The organism is uncultured Roseovarius sp., from assembly GCF_963972555.1.
GTDB lineage: Bacteria > Pseudomonadota > Alphaproteobacteria > Rhodobacterales > Rhodobacteraceae > Roseovarius > Roseovarius mucosus.
Window position 1 is genome coordinate 1 of record NZ_CAXAUM010000029.1, and the last position, 21,640, is coordinate 21,640.

The 21,640-nt window shown below is 61.3% G+C and carries 27 protein-coding genes; 13 read left to right on the forward strand and 14 right to left on the reverse strand.

Features of this window, described 5'->3' with window-relative positions; genetic code table 11:
* Positions 1–134: 134 nt before the first annotated feature.
* The 7 genes from AACZ65_RS17660 to AACZ65_RS17690 all read right to left on the reverse strand — a co-directional run bounded on the left by AACZ65_RS17660 (position 135) and on the right by AACZ65_RS17690 (position 6,840).
* Positions 135–1,127, reverse strand: a complete 993-nt coding sequence (locus AACZ65_RS17660) for an ABC transporter substrate-binding protein (RefSeq protein ID WP_339673121.1) — start codon at positions 1,125–1,127, stop codon at positions 135–137.
* A gap of 32 nt (positions 1,128–1,159) precedes the next feature.
* A complete protein-coding gene (locus AACZ65_RS17665; RefSeq protein WP_339673174.1) occupies positions 1,160–2,005 on the reverse strand; it encodes an ABC transporter permease in 846 nt (281 codons plus the stop codon).
* Positions 2,005–2,877, reverse strand: coding sequence for an ABC transporter permease (locus AACZ65_RS17670; protein ID WP_339673123.1), 873 nt, complete (start codon positions 2,875–2,877; stop codon positions 2,005–2,007). Before AACZ65_RS17670 ends, AACZ65_RS17665 begins: the two co-directional genes overlap by 1 nt.
* Positions 2,877–3,101, reverse strand: a complete 225-nt coding sequence (locus AACZ65_RS17675) for a hypothetical protein (protein WP_339673125.1) — start codon at positions 3,099–3,101, stop codon at positions 2,877–2,879. Before AACZ65_RS17675 ends, AACZ65_RS17670 begins: the two co-directional genes overlap by 1 nt.
* Before the next feature lie 65 nt (positions 3,102–3,166).
* The gene (locus AACZ65_RS17680; protein ID WP_339673127.1) at positions 3,167–3,952 is read right to left on the reverse strand and encodes an ABC transporter ATP-binding protein; all 786 of its coding nucleotides are present in this window, start codon (positions 3,950–3,952) and stop codon (positions 3,167–3,169) included.
* A 94-nt stretch (positions 3,953–4,046) separates the two neighbouring features.
* Positions 4,047–5,510, reverse strand: a complete 1,464-nt coding sequence (hydA, locus tag AACZ65_RS17685) for a dihydropyrimidinase (RefSeq protein WP_339673129.1) — start codon at positions 5,508–5,510, stop codon at positions 4,047–4,049.
* 79 nt (positions 5,511–5,589) lie between these two features.
* Positions 5,590–6,840, reverse strand: coding sequence for a Zn-dependent hydrolase (locus AACZ65_RS17690; protein ID WP_339673176.1), 1,251 nt, complete (start codon positions 6,838–6,840; stop codon positions 5,590–5,592).
* Between the two features lie 131 nt (positions 6,841–6,971).
* Here AACZ65_RS17690 and AACZ65_RS17695 point away from each other — a divergent pair, with 131 nt between their 5' ends.
* From AACZ65_RS17695 to AACZ65_RS17740, 10 genes are all read left to right on the forward strand, one after another.
* A complete protein-coding gene (locus tag AACZ65_RS17695) occupies positions 6,972–7,634 on the forward strand; it encodes a TetR family transcriptional regulator C-terminal domain-containing protein (RefSeq protein WP_339673131.1) in 663 nt (220 codons plus the stop codon).
* A gap of 130 nt (positions 7,635–7,764) precedes the next feature.
* Complete coding sequence (rfbC, locus tag AACZ65_RS17700) at positions 7,765–8,334, forward strand: dTDP-4-dehydrorhamnose 3,5-epimerase (protein ID WP_339673133.1); 570 nt, start codon at positions 7,765–7,767, stop codon at positions 8,332–8,334.
* Positions 8,331–9,380, forward strand: a complete 1,050-nt coding sequence (gene rfbB, locus AACZ65_RS17705; protein ID WP_339673135.1) for a dTDP-glucose 4,6-dehydratase — start codon at positions 8,331–8,333, stop codon at positions 9,378–9,380. Before rfbC ends, rfbB begins: the two co-directional genes overlap by 4 nt.
* Before the next feature lie 20 nt (positions 9,381–9,400).
* A complete protein-coding gene (gene rfbD / locus AACZ65_RS17710) occupies positions 9,401–10,246 on the forward strand; it encodes a dTDP-4-dehydrorhamnose reductase (RefSeq protein ID WP_339673137.1) in 846 nt (281 codons plus the stop codon).
* Positions 10,243–11,136 carry a glucose-1-phosphate thymidylyltransferase RfbA gene (gene rfbA / locus AACZ65_RS17715; RefSeq protein ID WP_339673140.1) on the forward strand — a complete coding sequence of 298 codons (894 nt, stop codon included), beginning with the start codon at positions 10,243–10,245 and terminating at the stop codon, positions 11,134–11,136. The genes rfbD and rfbA overlap by 4 nt, the downstream gene beginning before the upstream one ends.
* 3 nt (positions 11,137–11,139) lie before the next feature.
* The gene (locus AACZ65_RS17720) at positions 11,140–12,078 is read left to right on the forward strand and encodes a glycosyltransferase family 2 protein (RefSeq protein ID WP_339673142.1); all 939 of its coding nucleotides are present in this window, start codon (positions 11,140–11,142) and stop codon (positions 12,076–12,078) included.
* 77 nt (positions 12,079–12,155) lie between these two features.
* Positions 12,156–12,764: a cob(I)yrinic acid a,c-diamide adenosyltransferase gene (gene cobO / locus AACZ65_RS17725; RefSeq protein WP_339673145.1), complete on the forward strand. Its 609-nt coding sequence runs from the start codon at positions 12,156–12,158 to the stop codon at positions 12,762–12,764.
* Between the two features lie 3 nt (positions 12,765–12,767).
* Entirely contained in the window at positions 12,768–13,115 is a 348-nt protein-coding gene (locus tag AACZ65_RS17730; RefSeq protein WP_339673147.1) for a Lin0512 family protein, read from the forward strand.
* Entirely contained in the window at positions 13,112–13,477 is a 366-nt protein-coding gene (locus tag AACZ65_RS17735) for a Lin0512 family protein (RefSeq protein ID WP_339673149.1), read from the forward strand. The genes AACZ65_RS17730 and AACZ65_RS17735 overlap by 4 nt, the downstream gene beginning before the upstream one ends.
* A 102-nt stretch (positions 13,478–13,579) precedes the next feature.
* Positions 13,580–14,347 (forward strand): FCD domain-containing protein, encoded by a 768-nt coding sequence (locus tag AACZ65_RS17740; protein ID WP_339673151.1) that lies wholly within the window; start codon positions 13,580–13,582, stop codon positions 14,345–14,347.
* Between the two features lie 9 nt (positions 14,348–14,356).
* On the opposite strand, the gene pqqE is transcribed toward AACZ65_RS17740, so the two are convergent.
* The 5 genes from pqqE to pqqA are packed head-to-tail and all read right to left on the reverse strand — an operon-like array spanning position 14,357 to position 17,485.
* Positions 14,357–15,448 (reverse strand): pyrroloquinoline quinone biosynthesis protein PqqE, encoded by a 1,092-nt coding sequence (gene pqqE / locus AACZ65_RS17745; protein WP_339673153.1) that lies wholly within the window; start codon positions 15,446–15,448, stop codon positions 14,357–14,359.
* A gap of 1 nt (position 15,449) precedes the next feature.
* Positions 15,450–15,722, reverse strand: coding sequence for a pyrroloquinoline quinone biosynthesis peptide chaperone PqqD (gene pqqD / locus AACZ65_RS17750; protein WP_339673156.1), 273 nt, complete (start codon positions 15,720–15,722; stop codon positions 15,450–15,452).
* The gene (gene pqqC / locus AACZ65_RS17755; RefSeq protein ID WP_339673158.1) at positions 15,719–16,468 is read right to left on the reverse strand and encodes a pyrroloquinoline-quinone synthase PqqC; all 750 of its coding nucleotides are present in this window, start codon (positions 16,466–16,468) and stop codon (positions 15,719–15,721) included. Before pqqC ends, pqqD begins: the two co-directional genes overlap by 4 nt.
* Positions 16,465–17,358, reverse strand: coding sequence for a pyrroloquinoline quinone biosynthesis protein PqqB (gene pqqB, locus AACZ65_RS17760; protein WP_339673159.1), 894 nt, complete (start codon positions 17,356–17,358; stop codon positions 16,465–16,467). The genes pqqC and pqqB overlap by 4 nt, the downstream gene beginning before the upstream one ends.
* Before the next feature lie 31 nt (positions 17,359–17,389).
* The gene (gene pqqA, locus AACZ65_RS17765) at positions 17,390–17,485 is read right to left on the reverse strand and encodes a pyrroloquinoline quinone precursor peptide PqqA (protein ID WP_037246620.1); all 96 of its coding nucleotides are present in this window, start codon (positions 17,483–17,485) and stop codon (positions 17,390–17,392) included.
* 326 nt (positions 17,486–17,811) lie between these two features.
* Between pqqA and AACZ65_RS17770 the strand changes: the two genes are divergently transcribed.
* Complete coding sequence (locus tag AACZ65_RS17770) at positions 17,812–18,540, forward strand: hypothetical protein (RefSeq protein ID WP_339673165.1); 729 nt, start codon at positions 17,812–17,814, stop codon at positions 18,538–18,540.
* Positions 18,537–18,884 (forward strand): hypothetical protein, encoded by a 348-nt coding sequence (locus AACZ65_RS17775; RefSeq protein ID WP_037273086.1) that lies wholly within the window; start codon positions 18,537–18,539, stop codon positions 18,882–18,884. The genes AACZ65_RS17770 and AACZ65_RS17775 overlap by 4 nt, the downstream gene beginning before the upstream one ends.
* A 6-nt stretch (positions 18,885–18,890) precedes the next feature.
* On the opposite strand, the gene AACZ65_RS17780 is transcribed toward AACZ65_RS17775, so the two are convergent.
* Positions 18,891–19,703: a quinoprotein dehydrogenase-associated SoxYZ-like carrier gene (locus AACZ65_RS17780; protein WP_339673168.1), complete on the reverse strand. Its 813-nt coding sequence runs from the start codon at positions 19,701–19,703 to the stop codon at positions 18,891–18,893.
* A gap of 99 nt (positions 19,704–19,802) precedes the next feature.
* On the opposite strand from AACZ65_RS17780, the gene AACZ65_RS17785 reads away from it, so the two are divergent.
* Positions 19,803–20,834 carry a quinoprotein relay system zinc metallohydrolase 2 gene (locus AACZ65_RS17785; protein WP_339673170.1) on the forward strand — a complete coding sequence of 344 codons (1,032 nt, stop codon included), beginning with the start codon at positions 19,803–19,805 and terminating at the stop codon, positions 20,832–20,834.
* A 6-nt stretch (positions 20,835–20,840) separates the two neighbouring features.
* Here the strand turns inward: AACZ65_RS17785 and AACZ65_RS17790 are convergent.
* Positions 20,841–21,640 (reverse strand): hypothetical protein (locus AACZ65_RS17790; protein ID WP_339673172.1); only part of this gene is annotated, 800 nt, incomplete at its 5' end.

Below are 21,640 nucleotides of genomic sequence, written 5' to 3' on the forward strand. Positions count from 1 at the left end.
CCAAAGACAATATCCCCGCCAATCCACCGCAAGCGTGCCGCGCAGGTCCGGTTGCATGGGCTGATTGGTAGCTTTTGGTCGACCACCAGATGGCCCGGACGAAACCGGGCCATCGTATGTGTCTGGTTCGGGTATCAGTTAAGCGCGGCATCGCTGATTACGTGGGTCCATGCGCCGTCGCCGGGATGCGCGCTGATGACCGGGTCCGACCCGCCGGAGAGCAGCGATTGCACCGTGCGCTCGTAATCCTCGGGGTCGAGAGCGCCGTTGGAGCCTGCGGTCAGCTTGGCCACTTCGGTCATCATGCGGATCTGATGCTCTTCGGTCTGTGCGCCGGTGGCGTCATTGTCGAGCACGATCATCGCGGCGTCTTCGGGATTTTCCTCGGCCCATTTCCAGCCTTTCATCGAGGCGCGCACAAAGCGGGTGAGCTTGTCCACCTCTGCCGGGTCGCTCAGCTTATCCTCCAGAACATAGAGACCATCTTCAAGCGTGGCGACACCCTGATCTTCGTATTTGAAGGTGATCAGTTGATCCTCGGTGATGCCGGCGTCGATGACCTGCCAGTATTCGTTATAAGTCATGGTCGAGATACAATCCGCCTGTTTCTGCAAGAGCGGGTCGACGTTGAAGCCCTGTTTGAGCACCGTCACTCCATCAGCCCCGCCATCAGTGGAAATGCCAAGCTGGCTCATCCATGAGAGAAACGGGAATTCATTGCCAAAGAACCAGACACCCAGCGTTCGACCGGGGAAATCATCCGGCCCGGTGACGCCGGTTTCCTTGAGGCAGGTCAGCATCATGCCCGAGGATTTGAACGGCTGCGCAATATTCACCAGCGGCAGGCCCTTTTCCCGTGCCGAGAGGGCGGCGGGCATCCATTCCACTGTCACATCCGCACCACCGCCTGCTATCACCTGGGTGGGAGCGATATCCGGCCCGCCTGGCTTGATCGTGACGTTGAGGTCTTCCTCTTCGTAAAAGCCCTTTTCCAGGGCCACGTAGTAGCCCGCGAATTGCGCCTGCGTCACCCATTTGAGTTGCAACGTCAGATCATCTGCCGCCTGCGCCATACCCGAAAAGCCGGTCAGCGCCGCGAGGCTGAATAGTCCTGTCAGTCTTTTCATCTGTCATCTCCCATGTTGGTGGTTTCTTTGTCTTATGCCCGGCCTCTTTGCGACGGGTGCCAGAATGTCACCGCCTTTTCCAAGAGCGCCACAGCGCCGTAAAATCCAGAGCCCGCAATCGCCGCAACCACAATCTCGGCCCAGACCAGATCGAGCGCCAGTTGCCCGACCGAGGTTGAAATGCGGAATCCCATGCCCTTGATGGGCGAGCCAAAGAACTCTGCCACAATTGCCCCGATCAACGCCAGTGTCGTCGCGATCTTGAGGCCATTGAAGATAAAGGGCATCGCGGCGGGCAAGCGCAGCTTGAACAAGGTTTGCCAATAGCCCGCGGCATAGGTGCGCATCAGGTCGCGCTGCATGCCGTCAGTATCGGTCAGCCCCTGCACGGTGTTCACGAGCATGGGAAAGAACACCATGACCACCACAACCGCCGCCTTGGACTGCCAGTCAAAGCCGAACCACATCACCAGAATGGGGGCCATGCCGATGATCGGCAGGGCGGCGACGAAATTGCCCACCGGCAGCAGGCCCCGTTGCAGGAAGGGAAAGCGGTCGATGGCGATGGCGGTGAGAAAGGCCGCGCCGCAGCCCATGATATAGCCGGTGAGTGCGCCCTTGAGCGCGGTCTGCACGAAATCGGACCAAAGGATATGGGTGGATTTGGCGAAAGTTGCGGCAATGGCGGTGGGGGCGGGCAGGAGGACGGGGGAGATCGAGAGACCCCGCACGAGACATTCCCAGATCACCACCACGGTGAGGCCAAAGATAACGGGAACCAAGAGCCGCGTGGTGCTTGTTCTAGGCTGGTGCGACAGGTGGGAATTGATCCACCAGCCAAGCGCCCATGCCACCAGTCCAAGCGCCAACCAGCCCATCACGCCATCCCCATCCGCTTGAGCGTGATCCGCTGGATAAGGCCGATCAGCCCCACCAGAACCGCCGCCAAGGTTGCCGCCATGATGAGCGCAGACCATATCTGGATGGTCTGGCCATAATAACTGCCTGCCAGCAGGCGCGCGCCCAGCCCCGCGACAGCACCCGTGGGCAATTCGCCCACGATGGCACCGACAAGACTGGCGGCCATGCCCACCTTGAGCGAGGTGAAGAGGTATGGCATCGACGAGGGCAGGCGCAGCCGCCAGAAGGTCTGGTTGGCGCTCGCGTTCCAGGTGCGCATCTGATCAAGCTGCATGGGCGTGGGGCTGCGCAGCCCCTTGACCATGCCAACAACGACCGGAAAGAATGACAGATACATCGAGATCATCGCCTTGGGCAGCAGGCCGGAAATGCCCACGGCATTGAGCACGACGATGATCATCGGGGCTATCGCTAGGATGGGAACGGTCTGGCTCGCGATGACCCAAGGCATCACGCTCATGTCCATAGTGCGGTTGTAAACGATGCCAATGGCCAGGGCGATCCCAAGCGCGGTGCCGAGGACAAAGCCAAGGGCTGTGGCGCTGAAGGTGATCCAGCTGTGATAAATGAGCGAGCGTTTGGAAAAGCCGCGCCCCTCCAGAACCATGGCACCCGTGGTCTGCCAGATCTCGGCCGCTACCTGATGCGGCGCGGGCAGCTTGGGCTTGTCCTGCGACCATGTATCGGTGACGAGCGCGGAGAGGCTGAGCGGTGCGCCCGCCCGCGCCGCCTGATCCCGCGCCCATTGCGCGTTGAGCACCACAGCGGCGGCATACCAGAGCACAAGCAGCGCGGCGAGGATCGTGAGCACGGGCAGGAGATGGCGCATCAGGTTTTCAATGCCCATCCATCTGACATTACCCCTTGCTTTCTGAGAACCATCGCTGCCCAGCGCATGTCATACTGCCACTTGTAGAACAAATCACCGGAGGCACGCAGTTCTACTTCGTGGTGCTTCCATATGTGTTTCGCCACGTCAATTAGGGCAGCTTGTCCACCGTGGTCCTTAAGGGCTTCCACCACCCACTTTTTTAGGTCTTCTCTGTCTGCCATTCTATGTCCTTCTCGAGCCGGAGTTTGTCGTAAAAGGTCGGACTATATTTTGTATTGAATTAACTCTATACCGCATCGCTATGCCCTGCACGCAGCCCCTCGCGGACGCGATGGGCGATGTCGAGAAATTCCGGCGTTTCGCGGATGTCGAGCGGGCGAACGCGCGGCAGCGTGCTTTCGATCACATCGGTGATGCGGCCCGGGCGCGGCGACATGACCACGATTTTCGTGCTCAGATACACCGCCTCGGGGATGGAATGGGTGACGAAGCAGATGGTCTTGTTGGTGCGCTCCCAGAGATGCAGAAGTTGTTCGTTGAGGTGGTCGCGCACGATTTCATCCAATGCGCCAAAGGGTTCGTCCATCAAAAGCAGATCGGCGTCAAAGGCCAGAGCGCGGGCGATGCTGGCGCGCTGCTGCATGCCACCCGACAACTGCCAGGGGTATTTCCGCTCGAACCCCGCAAGATCGACCAATTCCAGCACGCGCTTGACGCGGGCGTCCTGATCCTCGCGCCCATAGCCCATTATTTCGAGTGGTAATCGGATATTGCCGCCGATGGTGCGCCACGGATAGAGGCCAGCCGCCTGAAACACATAGCCATAAGCGCGAGATTTGCGCGCCTCTTCGGGACTGATGCCATTGACGGCGAGGCTGCCGCCGGTGGGATGCTCCAGATCCGCCATGCAGCGCAGAAAGGTGGTCTTGCCACAGCCCGAGGGGCCGATGAAGCTGACGAAATCGCCCTTTTGCACCTCAAGGCTTACGTCCTTGAGCGCATGCACCGGGCCATCGCCGGTCTGAAACGTCAGCGAAAGGTTGCGCGCGCTGATCACGGTATTGCTGTTCAAACCCTATCCCCTGCTGGCCCGGTCGCTACTGCGCCCGGCTGGCTGTTGGTTGTCAAGAGGCACCCGGCAAAGCGGACCCGGCGCACCAAAATTTTCAAATCCCTGCCGGGATATTCAGCGGGTCGCGCTGGATCATCTTCGGGGCAGTCAGCGCCTTCCATTTCGAGAGCGCCTGATGGGCCGAAGGAAAGGCCGGGCGTGGGACAAAGCGGCCGCGCCCCGGTTGCGGCTGCGAGTTTTGCCCCCAGGCCCAGATCACCTCGCCACGGCTGATTGTATAGCGCGGCTGCGCCTTGACCTCGAACCCTTCAAAGACATTGTAATCAAGGATGGAATGGTGGTTGGAGGCGCTGATCGTCTTGGTGATCTTGGGGTCCCAAACCACGAGATCGGCATCGGCCCCTTCGACAATTGCGCCCTTCTTGGGGTAGATGTTCAGGATCTTGGCCACGTTGGACGAGGTGACGGCGACGAATTCGTTGAGCGTGAGGCGGCCTGTTTCCACACCATGCGTCCAGAGCACGGCAAGCCGTTCCTCGAGCCCGTTGGAGCCATTGGGGATGATGCGGAAATCGTTGCGCCCGGCGCGTTTCTGCGCGGTGGAAAAGGCGGCATGATCGGTGGCGACCACTTGCAGAGACCCCGCCTGCAACCCGGCCCAGAGGCTATCCTGATGATCCTTGGAGCGGAACGGGGGCGACATGACGCGGTGCGCGGCATGATCCCAATCCTTGTTGAAATACTCGGATTCGTCCAGTGTAAGGAATTGAACCAGCGGCTCGCCGTAAACGCGCATGCCCTTTTGCCGCGCGCGCCGGATCGCCTCATGCGCCTGCTCACAGCTGACATGCACGATATAGAGCGGCACGCCCGCCGCGTCGGCAATACAGATCGCGCGGTTGGCGGCCTCGCCCTCGAATTCAGGCGGGCGGGAATAGGCGTGGCCCTCGGGGCCGGTGATGCCCTGATCAAAGTATTTCTGCTGCATCTCGGCCACCAGGTCACCGTTCTCGGCATGGACCATCGGCAGCGCGCCCAGTTCGGCGCAGCGTTTGAACGAGGCGAACATCTCGTCATCCTCGATCATCAAGGCACCTTTGTAGGCCATGAAATGTTTGAAGGAATTGACGCCCATATCGACGGCATCCTTCATTTCGTTGAACACGGTCTCATTCCAGCCGGTGATGGCCATGTGATAGCCGATGTCGCTGCAAATCTGGGGGACAGATTTGCGGTGCCATTCGTTGATCGCATTCTTGATGCTGCCATCGGCCCCGGGCAGGCAGAAATCCACGATCATCGTGGTGCCGCCACAGGCCGCCGCCCATGTGCCCGTCTCGAAGGTTTCGGCGGCGGTGGTGCCCATGAAGGGCATCTCAAGGTGGGTATGCGGGTCGATCCCGCCGGGGATGACATAGGCGTCCGTGGCGTCAATCGTCGTGTCGCCCTTGAGATCTGCACCGATCTGTTTGATGGTCTCGCCCTCGATCAGCACATCGGCCTTCCATGTCCGGTCGGCGGTGACGACGGTGCCGTTCTTGATGACTTTGGTGGTCATTGGGGGTCTCCTTGTCCTGCTTTCGACCGCGTCTTCATCTGGCTCCAAGTACCTCGGGGGTTTGGGGGCTGGCCCCCAATCATTTCACCACCTCCGCCGTTTCCAGCACGGCGTGCAAGAGCACATCGGTGCCAGCGCGCGCCCAGTCGGGGGTTATTTCCTCGGCCTCGTTATGGCTGAGACCGTCCTTGCAGGGGCACATGACCATGGTGGTGGGATAGACCTTGTTGATCCAGCAGGCATCGTGGCCTGCGCCTGAAACGATGTCCATATGGCTATAGCCCAGCCGGTCGGCGGCGTCGCGCACACGGGCGGTAAGGGTCTCGTCAAAGGCGGGGGGATCGAAGGCGCCAACCACTTCGGCGGTGAATTTCACACCTACATCGGCACAGAGGCCGGGGGCGGTTGTCATGAGTTCGTCGGCCATTGCCTCGAGTGTCTCAAGGATATGAGAGCGGAAATCGACGGTGAACACCACCTTCTCGGGGATGATGTTGCGGCTGTTGGGGTAGACGTCGATATGACCGATCGCTCCCACGGCGTTCGGTTGATATTGCAGGGCGATTTCATGGACGAGTTCCGTGACCCGTGCCAATCCCCGCCCGGCATTGCGGCGCATATACATCGGGGTCGAGCCGGTGTGTTGCCCCTTGCCCGTGATCGTGCACTCGATCCAGCGCAACCCCTGGCCATGGGTGACAACGCCGATCTGCTTGCCCTCGGCCTCAAGGATCGGGCCCTGTTCGATGTGCAATTCAAAGAAGGCGTGCATCTTGCGGGCGCCGACCTTTTCCGGGCCTTTCCAGCCAATCCGCTCGAGCTCGTCGCCAAAGCGTTTGCCCTTGGCATCGACCCGTCCGTAGGCCCAATCGCGGTCCAGCACGCCAGCGAACACGCCTGAAGCAAGCATGGCGGGGGCAAAACGGGTGCCCTCTTCATTCGTCCAGTTGGTGACGACGATGGGGTGTTTGGTCTTGATGTCCAGGTCGTTGAGGGTGCGGATGATTTCGAGCCCCGCCAGCACGCCCAGCACACCGTCGTATTTGCCGCCCGTGGGTTGTGTGTCGAGATGGCTGCCGACATAGACTGGCAGCGCCTCGGGGTCTGTGCCCTCGCGGCGGGCGAACATATTGCCCATCTCATCAACGCCCATGGTCAGACCCGCCGCCTCGCACCAGGATTGAAAGAGTGCGCGCCCCTCGGCATCCTCGTCCGTCAGGGTCTGGCGATTGTTGCCGCCTGCAATGCCAGGGCCAATCTTGGCCATGTCCATCAGGCTGTCCCAGAGCCGGGTGCTGTTGATCTTGAGGTTTTCGCCGGGTGCCGCCATGGGATTGCTCGCTTTTTTACCATTTGGTAAACTTACGATTGCGTGGGTCATGCACGCTGTCAAGATTCGTCTTGGGCCTGAGCCGCGATCTGGCTAAGCTGGAACGCGGGGCGATGAAAAATGCGCCCCGCATGGAAAGGAAGAGGATGCCGCAAGCCCCCGCCGCGCAAGCCGGTCGCAAACCTAGCCGGATTCAATTGCGCAACCGCAAGCGGATTCTCGAGGCGGCGCTCGAGGTGTTTTCGACCCACGGCTTTCGCGGCGCCACGCTGGACCAGATCGCGGCAGAGGCGGGGCTGAGCAAGCCCAACATTCTCTATTATTTCGAAGGCAAGGAAGAGATCCACGTCACCTTGCTCAATCAGTTGCTGGATGCCTGGTTGGCCCCGCTTCGCGCGATTGATCCGCAGGGCGAACCGCTGGAAGAGTTGATGGGGTATGTGGTCCGCAAACTGGAGATGTCGCGTGATCTGCCGCGCGAGAGCCGATTGTTTGCCAATGAAATCCTGCAAGGCGCGCCACGCATGGGGCCGCATTTGGAGAGCGTGCTGAAGCCATTGGTTGATCAGACGGCGGCGGTGATCGATGGGTGGGTTCGACAGGGCAAGCTGGCACCGGTCGATCCACGCCACCTGCTGTTTTCGATCTGGGCCACGACGCAGCATTACGCGGATTTCGAGGCACAGGTAGGGGTGCTGATGCGTGACGTTGACGTGCACACCGGTGCATCGGCGCATCTAGAGGCCCTGTTTCGGCGGCTTTTGACACCAGGGGCGACCGCGGGGAGTGGTTAGATACGGGTCACTTGGACATTGAGACTGGCCAAAAACGCGGCGATTTGCCAGAAGGTGTGAGGCATAATGTAAGAGATAGAGGCGCAGTGAGGCAATTGCCTAGCGCCGCATGAGGGACTACGAGCAAGGCATGCAGATTGAACAGACCTCCTTAGCCGGCGTGGTAATCCTTACGCCTGCACGTCATGGCGATGCGCGCGGATTCTTCAGCGAAAGTTGGAATCGGCGGCGGATGGAAGAGGCCGGGATCGCCATTGATTTCGTGCAGGACAATCATTCGCTCTCGGAACAGGTGGGCACGGTGCGGGGGCTGCATTTTCAGTCGCCGCCACATGCACAAGCCAAGCTGGTGCGCTGCGGGCGGGGTGCGCTCTATGATGTGGCGGTGGATATCCGGCGCGGCAGCCCGACCTACGGGCAATGGGTGGGGGTTGAATTGAGTTTCGAGAATGGGCGTCAATTGCTGATTCCTGCGGGGTTCCTGCATGGCTTTGTGACCCGTGCGCCAAAGACCGAGATCATCTATAAATGTTCGGATTACTACGCTCCGGACTGCGATGGTGCGGTGCGGTTCGACGATCCCGAGATTGGTATTGATTGGGGGATTGACCCGGCATCGGCAATGCTGAGCGCCAAGGATGCCAAGGCACCGCTCTTGCGCGATTTCGAGAGCCCCTTTGTGTATGAGGCGGCGGCATGAGGCTCTTGATCACCGGTGGGGCCGGGTTCATCGGGTCGGCGGTGGTGCGGCTGGCGGTGGCGCGAGGGCATGAGGTGATCAACCTTGATGCGCTGACCTATGCGGCCTGTCTCGAGAATGTGGCGAGCGTGGCGGATAGCCCGCGTTATACATTTGTGCAAGCCGATATTCGGGATCGGTCCGCCATGGCCCGAGTGTTTGCCGACCATATGCCCGACGTGGTGTTGCATCTGGCGGCAGAGAGCCATGTGGACCGCTCGATTGATGGCCCCGGCACCTTTGTAGAGACCAATATCACCGGTACCTACAATCTCTTGGAGGCCGCGCGCGGGTATTGGCAGGCGCAAGGTAGGCCCGAGACGTTTCGCTTTCAGCATATTTCGACCGATGAGGTCTATGGCTCTTTGCCCGCCGATCCATCGGTGAAGTTCACCGAAGACACGCCCTATGATCCGCGTAGTCCCTATTCGGCGTCCAAGGCGGCGTCGGATCATCTGGTGCGGGCCTGGCACGAGACCTATGGTTTGCCCATTCTGATCACCAATTGCTCGAACAATTACGGGCCGTTCCATTTCCCCGAAAAGCTGGTCCCGGTGATCATTCTCAACGCCTTGGCGGGCAAGCCCTTGCCGATTTACGGCGATGGGTCGAACGTGCGGGACTGGCTCTATGTCGAGGATCACGCCGAGGCGCTCTTGACCGTACTCGAGCGGGGCGTGCCGGGACGGTCCTATAACATCGGCGGCGAGAATGAGCTGAGCAATCTGGAGTTGGTGCATAGACTCTGCGCGGTTCTGGATGAACTGGCCCCGCGCGACGATGGGCAATCCTATGCCGCGCAGATCAGCTTTGTCGCGGATCGTCCGGGGCATGATGCGCGCTATGCGATTGATCCCGCGCGCATCCGGCGGGAATTGGGCTGGCGGCCATCTGTGACGGTGGACGAGGGGTTGCAGCGCACGGTGCGGTGGTATCTGGAGAATGAACAGTGGTGGCAGGCGCTTTTGGCGCGTGAAGGTGTGGGCAAGCGATTGGGGACCGGCTGAGCCGGGTCGGAATGAGCAGGATGAAGATACTGGTATTCGGGCGCAGCGGTCAGGTGGCCACCGAATTGCTGAGGCTGGCCGAGGTTACGGCGCTGAGCCGCGAGGCGGCGGATCTGGCGCGACCCGAAGTGTGCGCCGCCGCGATCTACGCCCACGCGCCCGATCTGGTGATCAATGCCGCCGCCTATACCGCAGTGGACCGCGCCGAGACCGAAGAGGATTTGGCCACGGCCATCAACGGGGGCGCTCCGGGCGCGATGGCACGGGCTTGTGCCGATCTGGGTATCCCGTTTTGCCACGTTTCGACCGATTACGTATTCGACGGAGGTGGCGTGGTACCGCGCAGGCCGACCGATCCGGTCGCCCCCTGCAATGCCTATGGCCGCTCCAAACTGGTGGGCGAAGAGGCCGTGCGCGCCGCAGGTGGTCAGAGCGCGATCCTGCGCACCTCTTGGGTGTTTTCGGCGCATGGCAACAATTTCGTCAAGACGATGCTGCGCCTGTCGGAAACCCGCGAGGCGCTGAGCGTGGTCGAGGATCAGATCGGCGGGCCGACCCCGGCGGCGGATATCGCGGCGGCGCTCTTGACCATGGGGCGGGCGATGGTCGCGGGCCATGCTGGGGGGCTTTATCATTTCAGCGGCGCGCCAGACGCAAGCTGGGCCGATTTCGCGCGAGAGATTTTCGCCCAAGCCGGACGGGCGACAGTTGTGACAGGTATCCCCACCAGCGGTTATCCGACCCCTGCCGTGCGCCCGCAGAATTCCCGGCTTGATTGTGGATCACTTGAGGCAGAGTTTGGTATCGGGCGACCCGATTGGCGGGCGGGGCTGGCCCGCGTCCTGCAAGAACTGGAGCACGCATGACCACGGCACGCAAGGGGATCGTATTGGCGGGCGGATCGGGCACGCGGCTCTATCCGATCACCATGGGACTGAGCAAGCAACTCTTGCCGGTCTATGACAAGCCGATGATCTATTATCCGCTGACGGCGCTGATGTTGGCGGGTATCCGCGAAATTGCGATCATAACCACGCCGCAGGATCAGGCACAGTTTCAGCGACTCTTGGGCGATGGCAGCCAATGGGGGCTGATGTTCGAGTATATCGTGCAGCCATCGCCGGATGGGCTGGCGCAGGCCTATCTGCTGGCGGAAGGGTTTTTGGACGGGCAGGCCTCGGCGCTCGTGCTGGGGGACAATATCTTTTACGGCCACGGGTTGCCGCAGCAATTGGAGAAGGCCGCGCAGCAAGAAACGGGTGGCACCGTCTTTGGCTATCGCGTGGCCGATCCCGAGCGCTATGGTGTGGTCGAGTTTGATAGTTCGGGACGGGCGGTGTCGATCGTAGAAAAGCCGGAAGAGCCGAAGTCCGATTTCGCAGTGACGGGTCTCTATTTCCTCGATGGCACAGCGCCCGAGCGCGCGCGCGCGGTGCGGCCCTCGCCACGAGGTGAGCTCGAGATCACGGCGCTTCTGGAGATGTATTTGTGCGACGGTCTGCTCTCGGTCGAGATGATGGGGCGGGGCTATGCGTGGCTGGATACCGGCACGCATGCGAGCCTGCTCGATGCGGGGAATTTCGTGCGCACGCTGGAACAGCGGCAGGGGCAGCAGGTAGGTTGCCCCGAAGAAATCGCCTATGGCAAGGGCTGGATTGACGCGGCGGCGCTGGAGGCGCGTGTCGAGCTCTTCAAGAAAACCGATTATGGTGCCTATCTCAAACGGCTGCTGCATGGTGGCCGGGCCAAGGCCTGAGGTATGGATGGTCTTCAGGCACCGCATGTCGTAATACTGCTCGCCGTTTACAATGGCGGAGATTTCCTGTCCGATCAGCTGCAAAGTATCGCCGCGCAGGAGCACCAAAGCTGGCAAGTACTGGCCAGCGATGATGGGTCCAAAGATAAGAGTCGCGATATTCTAGGGGAATTTGCTGCCGCGCATCCAGCCATTTGCCTAAGCGGACCGGGGGCCGGGGCAGCGGGTAATTTTCTCTCTCTCATCCGGCGGACACCCGAAATTGCGCCCGCCGGGCATTGGATGGCGTTTTGCGATCAGGACGATGTATGGTTGCCCGACAAGCTGTCGCGCGGGATTGCCACGCTGGGAGACTCGGAAGATCCGCGCCCGTCGCTCTATTGCAGCCGGAGCTGGATCACGGATACAGCCTTGGGCCAGCGGCGATTGTCGGCGGCGAGGCCGCGACCGCCGTCCTTTCGCAATGCCTTGGTGCAGAATGTGGCCTCGGGCAACACCATCCTGCTCAATCCGGCGGCGACGCGGCTGGTCGAGGAGGCCGCACAAAAGATCGAGCGGGTCGTGGTGCATGACTGGTGGGTCTATCAGCTCATTACCGGTGCTGGCGGGCGCGTGGTGCATGACGATACGCCCACGCTGCTCTATCGGCAGCATGATGTGAACCAGATCGGCTCGAACGATACGCGGTTGGCGCGGCTGCGGCGCATCCGGCAATTGCTGGAGGGGCATTTTCGAGACTGGAACGAGGTCAACATCGCCGCGCTATCGCGCTTGGAAGAGTATCTGACGCCGGAAAATCAAGAGATTCTGGCCGAGTTCGTCGCCATGCGCCGGGGGCCGATGCCGGCTCGGTTGGCGCGCTTGTGGCGCTTGGGTCTCTATCGGCAGAGTACGATCAGCACCTTTGCGCTCTGGGTCGCGCTGGTTTTGAACCGAATCTGACATTTGCAGAAAGGGCTTGCGCCTAACCTTGGGTCTGCGACATTCTGCCGGTCCCGAGACCCCGGCAGGAGCCTGACATGACCGAAGATCCAGAACGCCACGCGATGAAGATGGCCAAGAAAAAGGCCGCCCGCGACAAGATCATGGCCACCAAGACCGATGAAAAAGGGCTGATCATCGTTCATACCGGTAAGGGCAAGGGCAAATCCTCGGCGGCATTCGGCATGATCTTTCGCTGCATTGCCCACGACATGCCCTGCGCCGTGGTGCAATTCATCAAGGGTGGCATGAGCACCGGCGAGCGGGACCTGATCCTGTCGAAATTCTCTGATGCCTGCGCCTTTCATACCATGGGCGAGGGGTTCACCTGGGAAACGCAGGATCGCACTCGCGACACGGAAATGGCGCAGGCGGCCTGGGCCAAGGCCAAGGAGTTGATCCGCGATGAGGCCAACAAGATGGTCCTGCTTGATGAGATCAATATCGCGCTACGGTATGATTACTTGGACATCAACGAGGTGGTGCAATTCCTGGCCGAGGAAAAGCCGCATATGACGCATGTCGTGCTGACCGGGCGCAATGCCAAGGACGAGTTGATCGAGATTGCCGATCTGGTCACGGAAATGGAGTTGATCAAGCATCCGTTCCGGTCCGGTATCAAGGCGCAGATCGGGGTGGAGTTCTGAGCCATGGCGCGGACAAGATTGCTGACTGAATTCGGCATGGGCACGTCGCTGCGGCGGCAAGACTACACCGAGGCGGCGGCGCGCGCAGTGCGCGATGCGCTGTGGCACAATTCGATCAATCTGGCCGAGTTGTTTGGGTTCGATAAAGGCGACATGCTGATTGATCTCGATATTGCCGTGCAATCGCCAGAGAAGGTGGATGTCGAAGTGTTGCGCGCGATTTTCCCGTATGGGCAGGTGAGCGTGCAGGTGGCGCGGGGCGGATTGGACATTCCGCGCCCCGTGGGCAAACCCACGGTGATCGCCAATGCTTGCATCTCGGTCTCGTTCGACATGGAGGCACGGGCATGAGCGCAGAGCGGTTCATCATTGAGATGGGGATGGGTAATGACCTGCATGGAATGGATTACCAAAAGGCCGCTGTGCGCGCGATCGAGGATGCGATCCGCCATTCAACGATCCCGATGTTTTTAAACACGCCACTCGATCATCACGACATGGAGGTCAAGGTGACGGTCGGCGTGCAAGAGCCGGAGCGCGTTGATCCCGAGGTGCTGAAGGCTGGTTTGCCGCGTGGGCGCGCGACCGTGCAGGTGGTGTTTGGCGGGCAGAATGTGACCGATCCGGGCAGCGGCGAAACGCTGGTGATCGCCACAGCGGCGGTCGAGGCGTTCTTTCCGTCGCAGGTGGGTAAGTGGGTGTTGGGGGCGTGATGGCACCCTCGCCCTTTTTCCTTCGACCCTGAGACCAAAGCACAGGCTTGCCGCCCTTTCGATGCGGTCATATGATCTGACCAATTCAGCAAGGGCGCGCGCATGCCATTTCAGAAAGTTACCCCCGAAAAACTCTCGACTGCCGTGACGCGGCAAATCGAAAAGCTCATCCTGCAAGGCATCCTGCGCCCCGGCGAGCGTCTGCCCGCCGAGCGTGATCTGGCCGAGAAGTTGGGGGTGTCGCGCCCCTCGCTGCGCGAAGCGGTGGCAGAGTTGCAGGACAAGGGCCTTTTGAGCGCACGTGCGGGTGCGGGCATCTATGTGGCCGATGTTCTGGGCAGCGCCTTTTCCGATGCGCTTATCCGGCTCTTTGCCGAACATGACGAGGCGGTGTTCGATTATATCGGCTTTCGCCGTGATCTAGAGGGGCTGGCGGCCTGTCGTGCGGCGCGTCTCGCATCGGACACCGACTTGCAGGTGATCCAGACACTGATGGATAAAATGGAAGCGGCCCACAAGAAAACCAACCCGGCAGATGAGGCGCGGCTTGATGCCGAGTTTCATATGGCGATCATCGAGGCCAGCCATAATGTCATCATGCTGCATATGATGCGTTCGATGTTCCAATTGCTGCGCGAGGGCGTTTTTTATAACCGGCAGGTGATGTTCAAACAGCGCACCACGCGCGGCGCGCTCTTGGATCAGCACCGGGCCATCAATGCCGCCATACAAGCGCGCGATCCCGAGGCCGCGCGGGCGGCGGTGAACGATCACCTCAACTATGTGGAAAAGGCTCTGGCGGATCAACAAAAGGCCGATCGCAACGAGGCGATTGCCAAACAGAGGTTTGAGCACGAGCAATCGCGTTAGGTAGGCTGCTTAGCCCGGTGTTTTCTCCATCACCCGCCATGTGAGGTCCGCGTCGGACTGGCCCGCGAAATCCTCGGCCAAGGCGCGCATCCGGGCGTGATGCGGAGATTTGATGCAGACCGGATCGGTCGCCGCCGGATCGCCCGCAATCGCCATCGCCTGACAGCGGCAGCCGCCGAAATCAATCGTCTTGCGTTCGCAGGAGCGGCAGGGTTCCTGCATCCAGTCGGTGCCGCGAAAGGCGTTGAAGGCGGCCCCCTCATGCCAGATTTCGGCCAAGGGCCGATTGCGGACATTGTCGAAGGTCAGCGTCTTGATGGTTTGCGCCGCGTGGCAGGGCAGCACCAGCCCATCGGGGGCCACGTTAAGGCCGGTGGTGGCCCAACCGCCCATGCAGGTCTTGGGGTAGTCGGCGTGATAATCGGCGGGCACATAGTCGATCACCAGACGCCCCTTGAGGGCGGCGCGCGCCTCGGCGACGATGCGACTGGCCTCTCGCGCCTGTTCGCGGTCGGGCATGAGCGCGCCGCGATTGAGCATGGCCCAGCCGTGAAACTGCACTGTCGCCACCTCGATCCGACGTGCGCCCATCTCCTGCGCCATTTTGATCGCGCGGGGCAGTTGGTGCATGTTGCCGCGATGCATGACGAAATTGAGCGTGAGAGGAAAGCCGATGGCGGCGATCCATTGAGCAACCTGCATCTTGCGCGTGAACCCGCCCTTGTAGCCGCCGATGCGGTCGGCCATCTCGGCATCGGTGCCTTGGAGTGAGAGCTGGATATGGTCCAGCCCGGCGGCGTCGAGCGCGGCCAGTCGTTTTTCGGTCAGGCCAATGCCGGAAGTGATGAGATTGGTATAGAGCCCTGCGTCACGGGCGGCCTTGACCAATTCCTCCAGATCGCGGCGCGAGGCGGGTTCGCCCCCCGAAAGGTGGAGTTGCAGCACGCCCAGATCGGCGGCCTGCTGGAATACAGAGACCCATTCGGGCGTGCTGAGTTCCGTTTCCCGAGCTGTCAGTTCCACCGGGTTGGAGCAATAGGGGCACGAGAGCGGGCAGCGATGCGTAAGTTCCGCCAGCATGGCGATGGGGGGATTGGCCATGTCAGCGCACCTCCAGAAAACGACGCTCGGCCAAACCTGCCAAGAATTCCGCGCTGTCGCGGGTGACAGCGTCGAGCGGGGCGTTGAAGGTCGCGGCGAGATCGGCGGTGAGCGCGCCAAAGCTCTGCACCCCGTCCACCCGGCTGAGAATCGCGTGACCGATGGGGTCAAGCCGCACGGCGCGTTCTGGGGCCAAGAGCACCCAATCCTTGCGCACGCGGTCATAATGCAGGCGCACGCCGCGCGGCAGATGGGGGATCGCGTCAGGGGTCATGCCGCGCCTTTGGCCAAGAGCCCCTCACCGGGTTGCCATGCGCCGGGCGGGATACGGGCCGGGGTGACATAGGCGGAATAGAGCGCGTCAAGCTGCGACCAGAGCACATCGGTCTTGAAGGTCAGAGCGGCAGCGGCTGCATCCTGTTTCTCGGACGTGTCGGCGCGGTCGAGCACCCATTTGAGGCCAAAGGCCACATCCTTGGGTGCCTCTTTCAGGCGATTGCGGAAATAGGCAAGGCTGCTGTCATCGGCAAAGGCGTAGTTGGCCAATAGGCCCTCGATCCGCTCGGCGTGAATCTTGGGCGCGAAAAGTTCTGTTAGCGAGGCAGCAACAGCCTCGAGCAACGGCTTCTCGCGGACAAAGGCGACATAGGCATCGACGGCAAAGCGGGTGGTGGGCAGCACGCCTTGGGCGGAGGCCACATAGTCGGGATCGAGCCCTACGGCCTGCGCCAGCCGCAGCCAACGGCGAATCCCGCCTTCATTCTCGGCGGTGCCGTCGTGATCCTCGATCCGCGAGCGCCAGATGCGGCGCAGATCGGGGTCCTCGACCCGGCTGAGAAAGGCCGCGTCCTTCATCGGGATCCGGGATTGGTAATAATAGCGGTTGATGACCCAGGCCCGGACCTGATCGGGGGTGCATTGGCCGCCATGAAGCATGTGGTGGAACGGGTGGCGGTCATGATAACGCTCTGCCCCGATCTGGCGCAGGCGGGCTTCAAAGGCATCGCGGGTGGCGGTCATAGCGTGATCTCCATGCCATCCTGTCCGATGATCCAGCCAGACGATTCGGCCTCGGCGCGTTCCGGGGCATCGGGGCGCAGGACAGGGTTTGAGTTGTTCATATGGATGTAGATTTTGCGCCCGATGCCCAGATCGTGCAAGGCGGCGATAGAGCCGTCCGGCCCGCTCATCGAGATATGGCCCATACGGCGTCCGGTTTTTTGGCTGAGGCCCATTGCAATCATTTCGTCGTCGCACCAGAGCGTGCCGTCGAAAAACACCATGTCGGCCCCGCGTAGCCGTGTGGCGAGGCTGTCGGTGACGGCGGCGCAGCCCGGAATGTAGAATATATGGCGTCCAGCGGCCTGAAGATGCACGCCGGTGGTTTGCTCGCCCTCAAGATCGGTTTGCACGGTCTCGCCCTCCATGTAGAGCGGCACCTTGCCGGGAACGGCAAAGAGCGTGGCGGTGAGGCCGGGCAGCAGCGTCACAGGCTGATCGAGTGCTATGGGCACACGCGGAACGCGAGCGGGATCAACGGCCTGCATCAAGGGGTTGGCGGCCAGAACGCTGTGAATTTCGCCGGTGGCGTAGAGGGTGAAGGGCTGTTGTTCCCTCAGGCTGAGCAGCCCCGCCACATGGTCTATATCGCCATTCGTCAGCAGCACGCCCGCAATGGGCGTGTCCCGCAGGCTGCGCGGATGCAGCGCCGGATTGGCAGAGAGTTGCGCGCGGATATCGGGAGAGGCGTTGAGGATCACCCAAGAGGCCCCGTCCATCGTGACGGCCAGTGACGATTGGGTGGAGGCGGGAATGTGCCCCGCGCGGGCGAGATTGCAATTCTCGCAGCCACAATTCCATTGTGGCAGGCCACCGCCGGCCGCAGCACCCAGTATCAGAGCCTTGAACACCTGTTACCTCGCTGCGACCGGTCGGGATATTTCAGAACAGGACGCCGTCACCTTCTTCGGCGGGGCCATACATGTTGATTTCCATTCCGCAGTTCAGTTCACGCAGAACCGGCTTGCTCCATGCCATAGTCTATCCTCCTCATAGATGTGGTCGATAGTTGGATTAGATATTCCGATCCCTCGCATGTCAACTTCACCATGGTCGTAGAGCTCTACGACTTTAGTGCAATCATGGGATGAGGGGCTTGTGTCCTAGGCTGGACCTGAGGGAAACTGAGCCCATATCTGGCATGAGGCGGCGGGGTCGTCAGAATGCAGGAGATGGATCATGATCGAGCTGTTGTTTGTGGCCTGTCTGGCGCGTCAGCCAGAGATATGTGAGGAACGGGCGTTCCAATACACGGACCGAACAACGCAAGGCTGTATGGCAGAGGCAATACCGGAGTTGAGCAAATGGGCGGCAACGCATCCACGCTGGCGCATCGCGCGCTGGTCCTGTCAGCCTCTTGGCGGGGCAAGAACGCGCGCTTGAAGCGCGCAGTCGCGGGCGCTGTTCTGGGGGCGATGTTGGCGGCGGCTCCGGTTGCTGCAGGCACGGCGCATGAGGGCTATGACCTCATCTTTCGTACGGGCACATTGGCAGAGTTCGCGCCGGGCGATGCCTTGCAGTATCAGAGCGAGACAGTGAACGAGGCCGCACCGCCCGAGACGCAGGGCGCGCAAGCCTATGATCTGCGGATCGAAGAGGGTGGCACTGCGCGGCTGATGCGGGTGCTGCAGAAGGGCCAACAGTCGGTGGCGGGGTTTGACGCGGGCGTTGGCAATCCTATGGCAATGTTCTTTCTCGAACGGCTGGTGCGCGATCTGGCGCAGGCTACTGGGGGCAGCACGTTTTACATCCGCAATCGCATCAAGGAGTCGCTGCTGGCCCCAGAGGGGATCAGCCCGGTGCAGGTGATGTGGGCAGGGCAAAGCCATGCCGCGCAAGAGGTGGTGCTGGCCCCGTTCGTGGACGATCAGAATGCCGCGCGGCTTGGCCCCTTTGCGGCGTTGCGGGTGGTCTTTGATGTTTCAGGTAAGGTGCCCGGCTGGTATCACTCGATGCGTGCCGAGACGCCCGAGCGCGAGAGCGGCGGGCGCTATTTTGCATCGACTCTTCGTTTGATGGAGGCGAAGGAATGAGGCGGCTGGCGGTTCTGCTTTTTCTCTTGCCCGGCACGGGTCTGGCGCAGAGCGTGGCCGAGCAACTCAACGATTACCCGACCGAGGCGCGCGCGGATTATGTCTTCGGCTGCATGGCGGCGAATGGAAACACGCGCGAGATGCTGCGGCGCTGTGCCTGTTCCATCGACGAAATTGCCGCGATCCTGCCCTACAAGGATTATGTGTCGGCAGAGACCGTGCTCGCGCTCCGGCAGGGCAGCGGTGAACGGATGTCGATGTTCAAGGCGGGGCCGGTGAGCGAAGGCATCGTAGCCGAGCTGCGGCGCGCGCAGGCAGAGGCCGAAATCGTCTGTTTCAAGTGAAGCGGATCACGAGGCGCTGGCCTTCGGCAGCACCTCTTCAAAGACATTGCCGTCCGTATCCTCAGCTCGGATGCGCAAATCGGGCGTGCCGTTGTCGGTGTAACTAAAGCGGAACACCGGGTCCTCGGAAATCGAAATGCCGCCCGTTAGGGAAAAGAGCATCTCGTCGCCCTGCCAGACAGTCAGGTCCTGAATGAAATGCGCGGGCACGAAAAGTTGGGTGATCTGATCGCGTTGCAGGCCCGAGTAATTGGGGTGACGAACCATCAATTGCGCATCGCGGCGGCTGCCGATCTGAACCGGGGCGGTATCGAAATGGCGCAGGCGCATTTCGCCCATATGGGCCAGCGCCACCTCTGGATCGCGGGTGGCGGGGGCGGCGCATCCCCCGGCGGCCTTGACGAAACGCCCGTCGACATAGCTGGCGCTGGCGGTTTCGGCGATGACGCGCAGGTTGGAATAGGAATTGACCCGCACCCGCGTTTCAAAGCTGAGCGGGGCCATGGCTGGACCAAAGGTGATTTCTGCAGCAAGCGGGGCCGGGTTTTCATCGACCACGATCTTGAGTTTGGTGATCGGCCCCGCGCTCGGATCGGTTTGGGTGACGACCACGGGCACGGTGGCCGCGTCATGGGCGCGGTAGGGGGCATCAACGGCTAAGATCGCACCGGGAGTGAGTGCCTTGGACGTGTCCAGAATATCCTCGCGCAGATACTCCCATGTCTCGCCGTCTTGCAGCGGATTGCGCGGCTCTTCGGCCATTGCGGCGGTGCCGAGTGTGAGGCTCAGGCAAAGGGCGGTCAGGGGAAATCGGGTCATCGGGGCCTCCGGATCGGGCATACTCGCACCTTTGGACAGTATCACGGATCGGGCGCAGATTGTATCAACCTTTGGTAGCAGTGTTGCGAGGGGTCAGAGATGTTCGAGATCGTGTTGAGTCTCTGTATGGTGGCCAGTCCCGAGACCTGTGAGACACGGCTCTTGCCAGTGAGCGCGGTGGATTGCACACAGGCCGTGGCGCGGGCCGAAGAGATCGCGCCGGATTGGGGCGATGCGCTCTTGGCGGGGCCGTTTGACTGTGTGGAGAGGCCCATTAGCGGGATGGCGTTCGAGGAGGCCGCGCCGGGCGTTTATGTGCATCGTGGGCATGTGCAAGATGTGACGCCGGACAATCTGGGCGATGTGGCCAATATCGGGTTCATTATCGGGGACGAGAGCGTCGCGGTAATTGACGCGGGGGGCAGCCGTGCGGTGGGTGAGGCGGTCTATCTGGCCGTGCGACAGGTCACGGACAAGCCGATCTCGCATCTGATCCTCACGCATATGCACCCTGATCACGTGATGGGGGCTGCGGTGATGGTCGAGGCGGGCGGGCAGATCGTCGGGCATCGCAAGCTGGGGCAGGCGCTGGCGGCGCGGGCCGAAACCTATGAGACCAGCTTTGCCCGTCTGATGGGGGCTGGATTCATCGGCAGTCGGGTCCCGACGGTGGGCGAGGGGGTTGCGGACCGGGCCGAGATTGATCTGGGGGGGCGGGTGCTCGATCTCGTGGCCTGGGAAACGGCACATAGCGAGAGCGATGTGACGGTGTTCGACAGGCAGACGGGCACGCTCTTTACCGGGGATCTGGTTTTTCACGATCACAGCCCTGCGCTTGATGGATCGGTTCTGGGCTGGTTGCGCGTGCTTGAGGCGCTGGGCACGCCTGCGCCTGCGCGCATTGTGCCGGGGCATGGTGGGCCGGTGCTGGAATGGCCAGAGGGGACCGCTGATTTGCAACGCTATCTGGAGGTCTTGCGTGATGAGACGCGGGCGGCGGTATCGCAGGGGCTGCGGCTGGGCGACGCAATCGAGACGGTCGGCCAAGGTGAGGCCGGGCGCTGGGCACTCTTTGATCTTTTCCACCCACGCAATGTGACGGCGGCTTTTACAGAGCTGGAATGGGAATGACGCACCTTACTCGGTGACGCGCGCCGCCAGAATCTGTGCCAGAGCATAGAGCCGTTTTTCCAGCAGAACCGGCGTTTCGCAGGCATAGGTCAGCGAGCGGCGGCGGTCGTCGAACACGCGCGCGCGCCAGTCGAGGTCCTCTTCCAACTGGTCGATGCGGTCGAAATCGGGACTCTCGGCCTTGGAAAGATCGGCAATTTCGACGCGCAGCGCGTCGATTTCCTGGGCCATGCGGGCCTGATTGCGGGCGTAGCGGATGATGCCATCCATAACCTCGGTCCGGCGTTGATTGAGCCGTTCAAACACGTCTAGGAAGATCGCGGTGTAGTCGTCGCCAGCCAGATTAGCGCTGGCAAGAACCGCTGATTCGGCCTCTTCCAGAGTGAGACGGCGCAGCGCGAGCAGTTCTGCAAGCCGCGCGGCCTCGGGCGAGAGAACCGGCGCGGTGTCCTGATTCTCAGGCGGATTGGGCCACATGACCGCCGCAGAAAGTGTATCGACGCGGCGCTGGATACAGGGCCAGTCGGGATCGTGGGACCCTGCGGCGAAAACTGGAGATATTCCTGTAAAAACAATGGCTAAAGCTGTAAAAACTGGTCTCATCTCGTCCTCTACGACTAAGGTCTTACTGAGTTCTGGCGCGATCTTGGCACATATTGTCACAGGATGAAACAGGCCGGTTTGATATGAATTTCTGAGATCAAATCGCCTAAAGGTTGTATCCTCCGGGGTGCAAGGGAGGGCAGACTGAATGCGCACACGAGCGGCGGTTGCTGTTGAGGCGGGCAAGCCGATGGAGATCATGG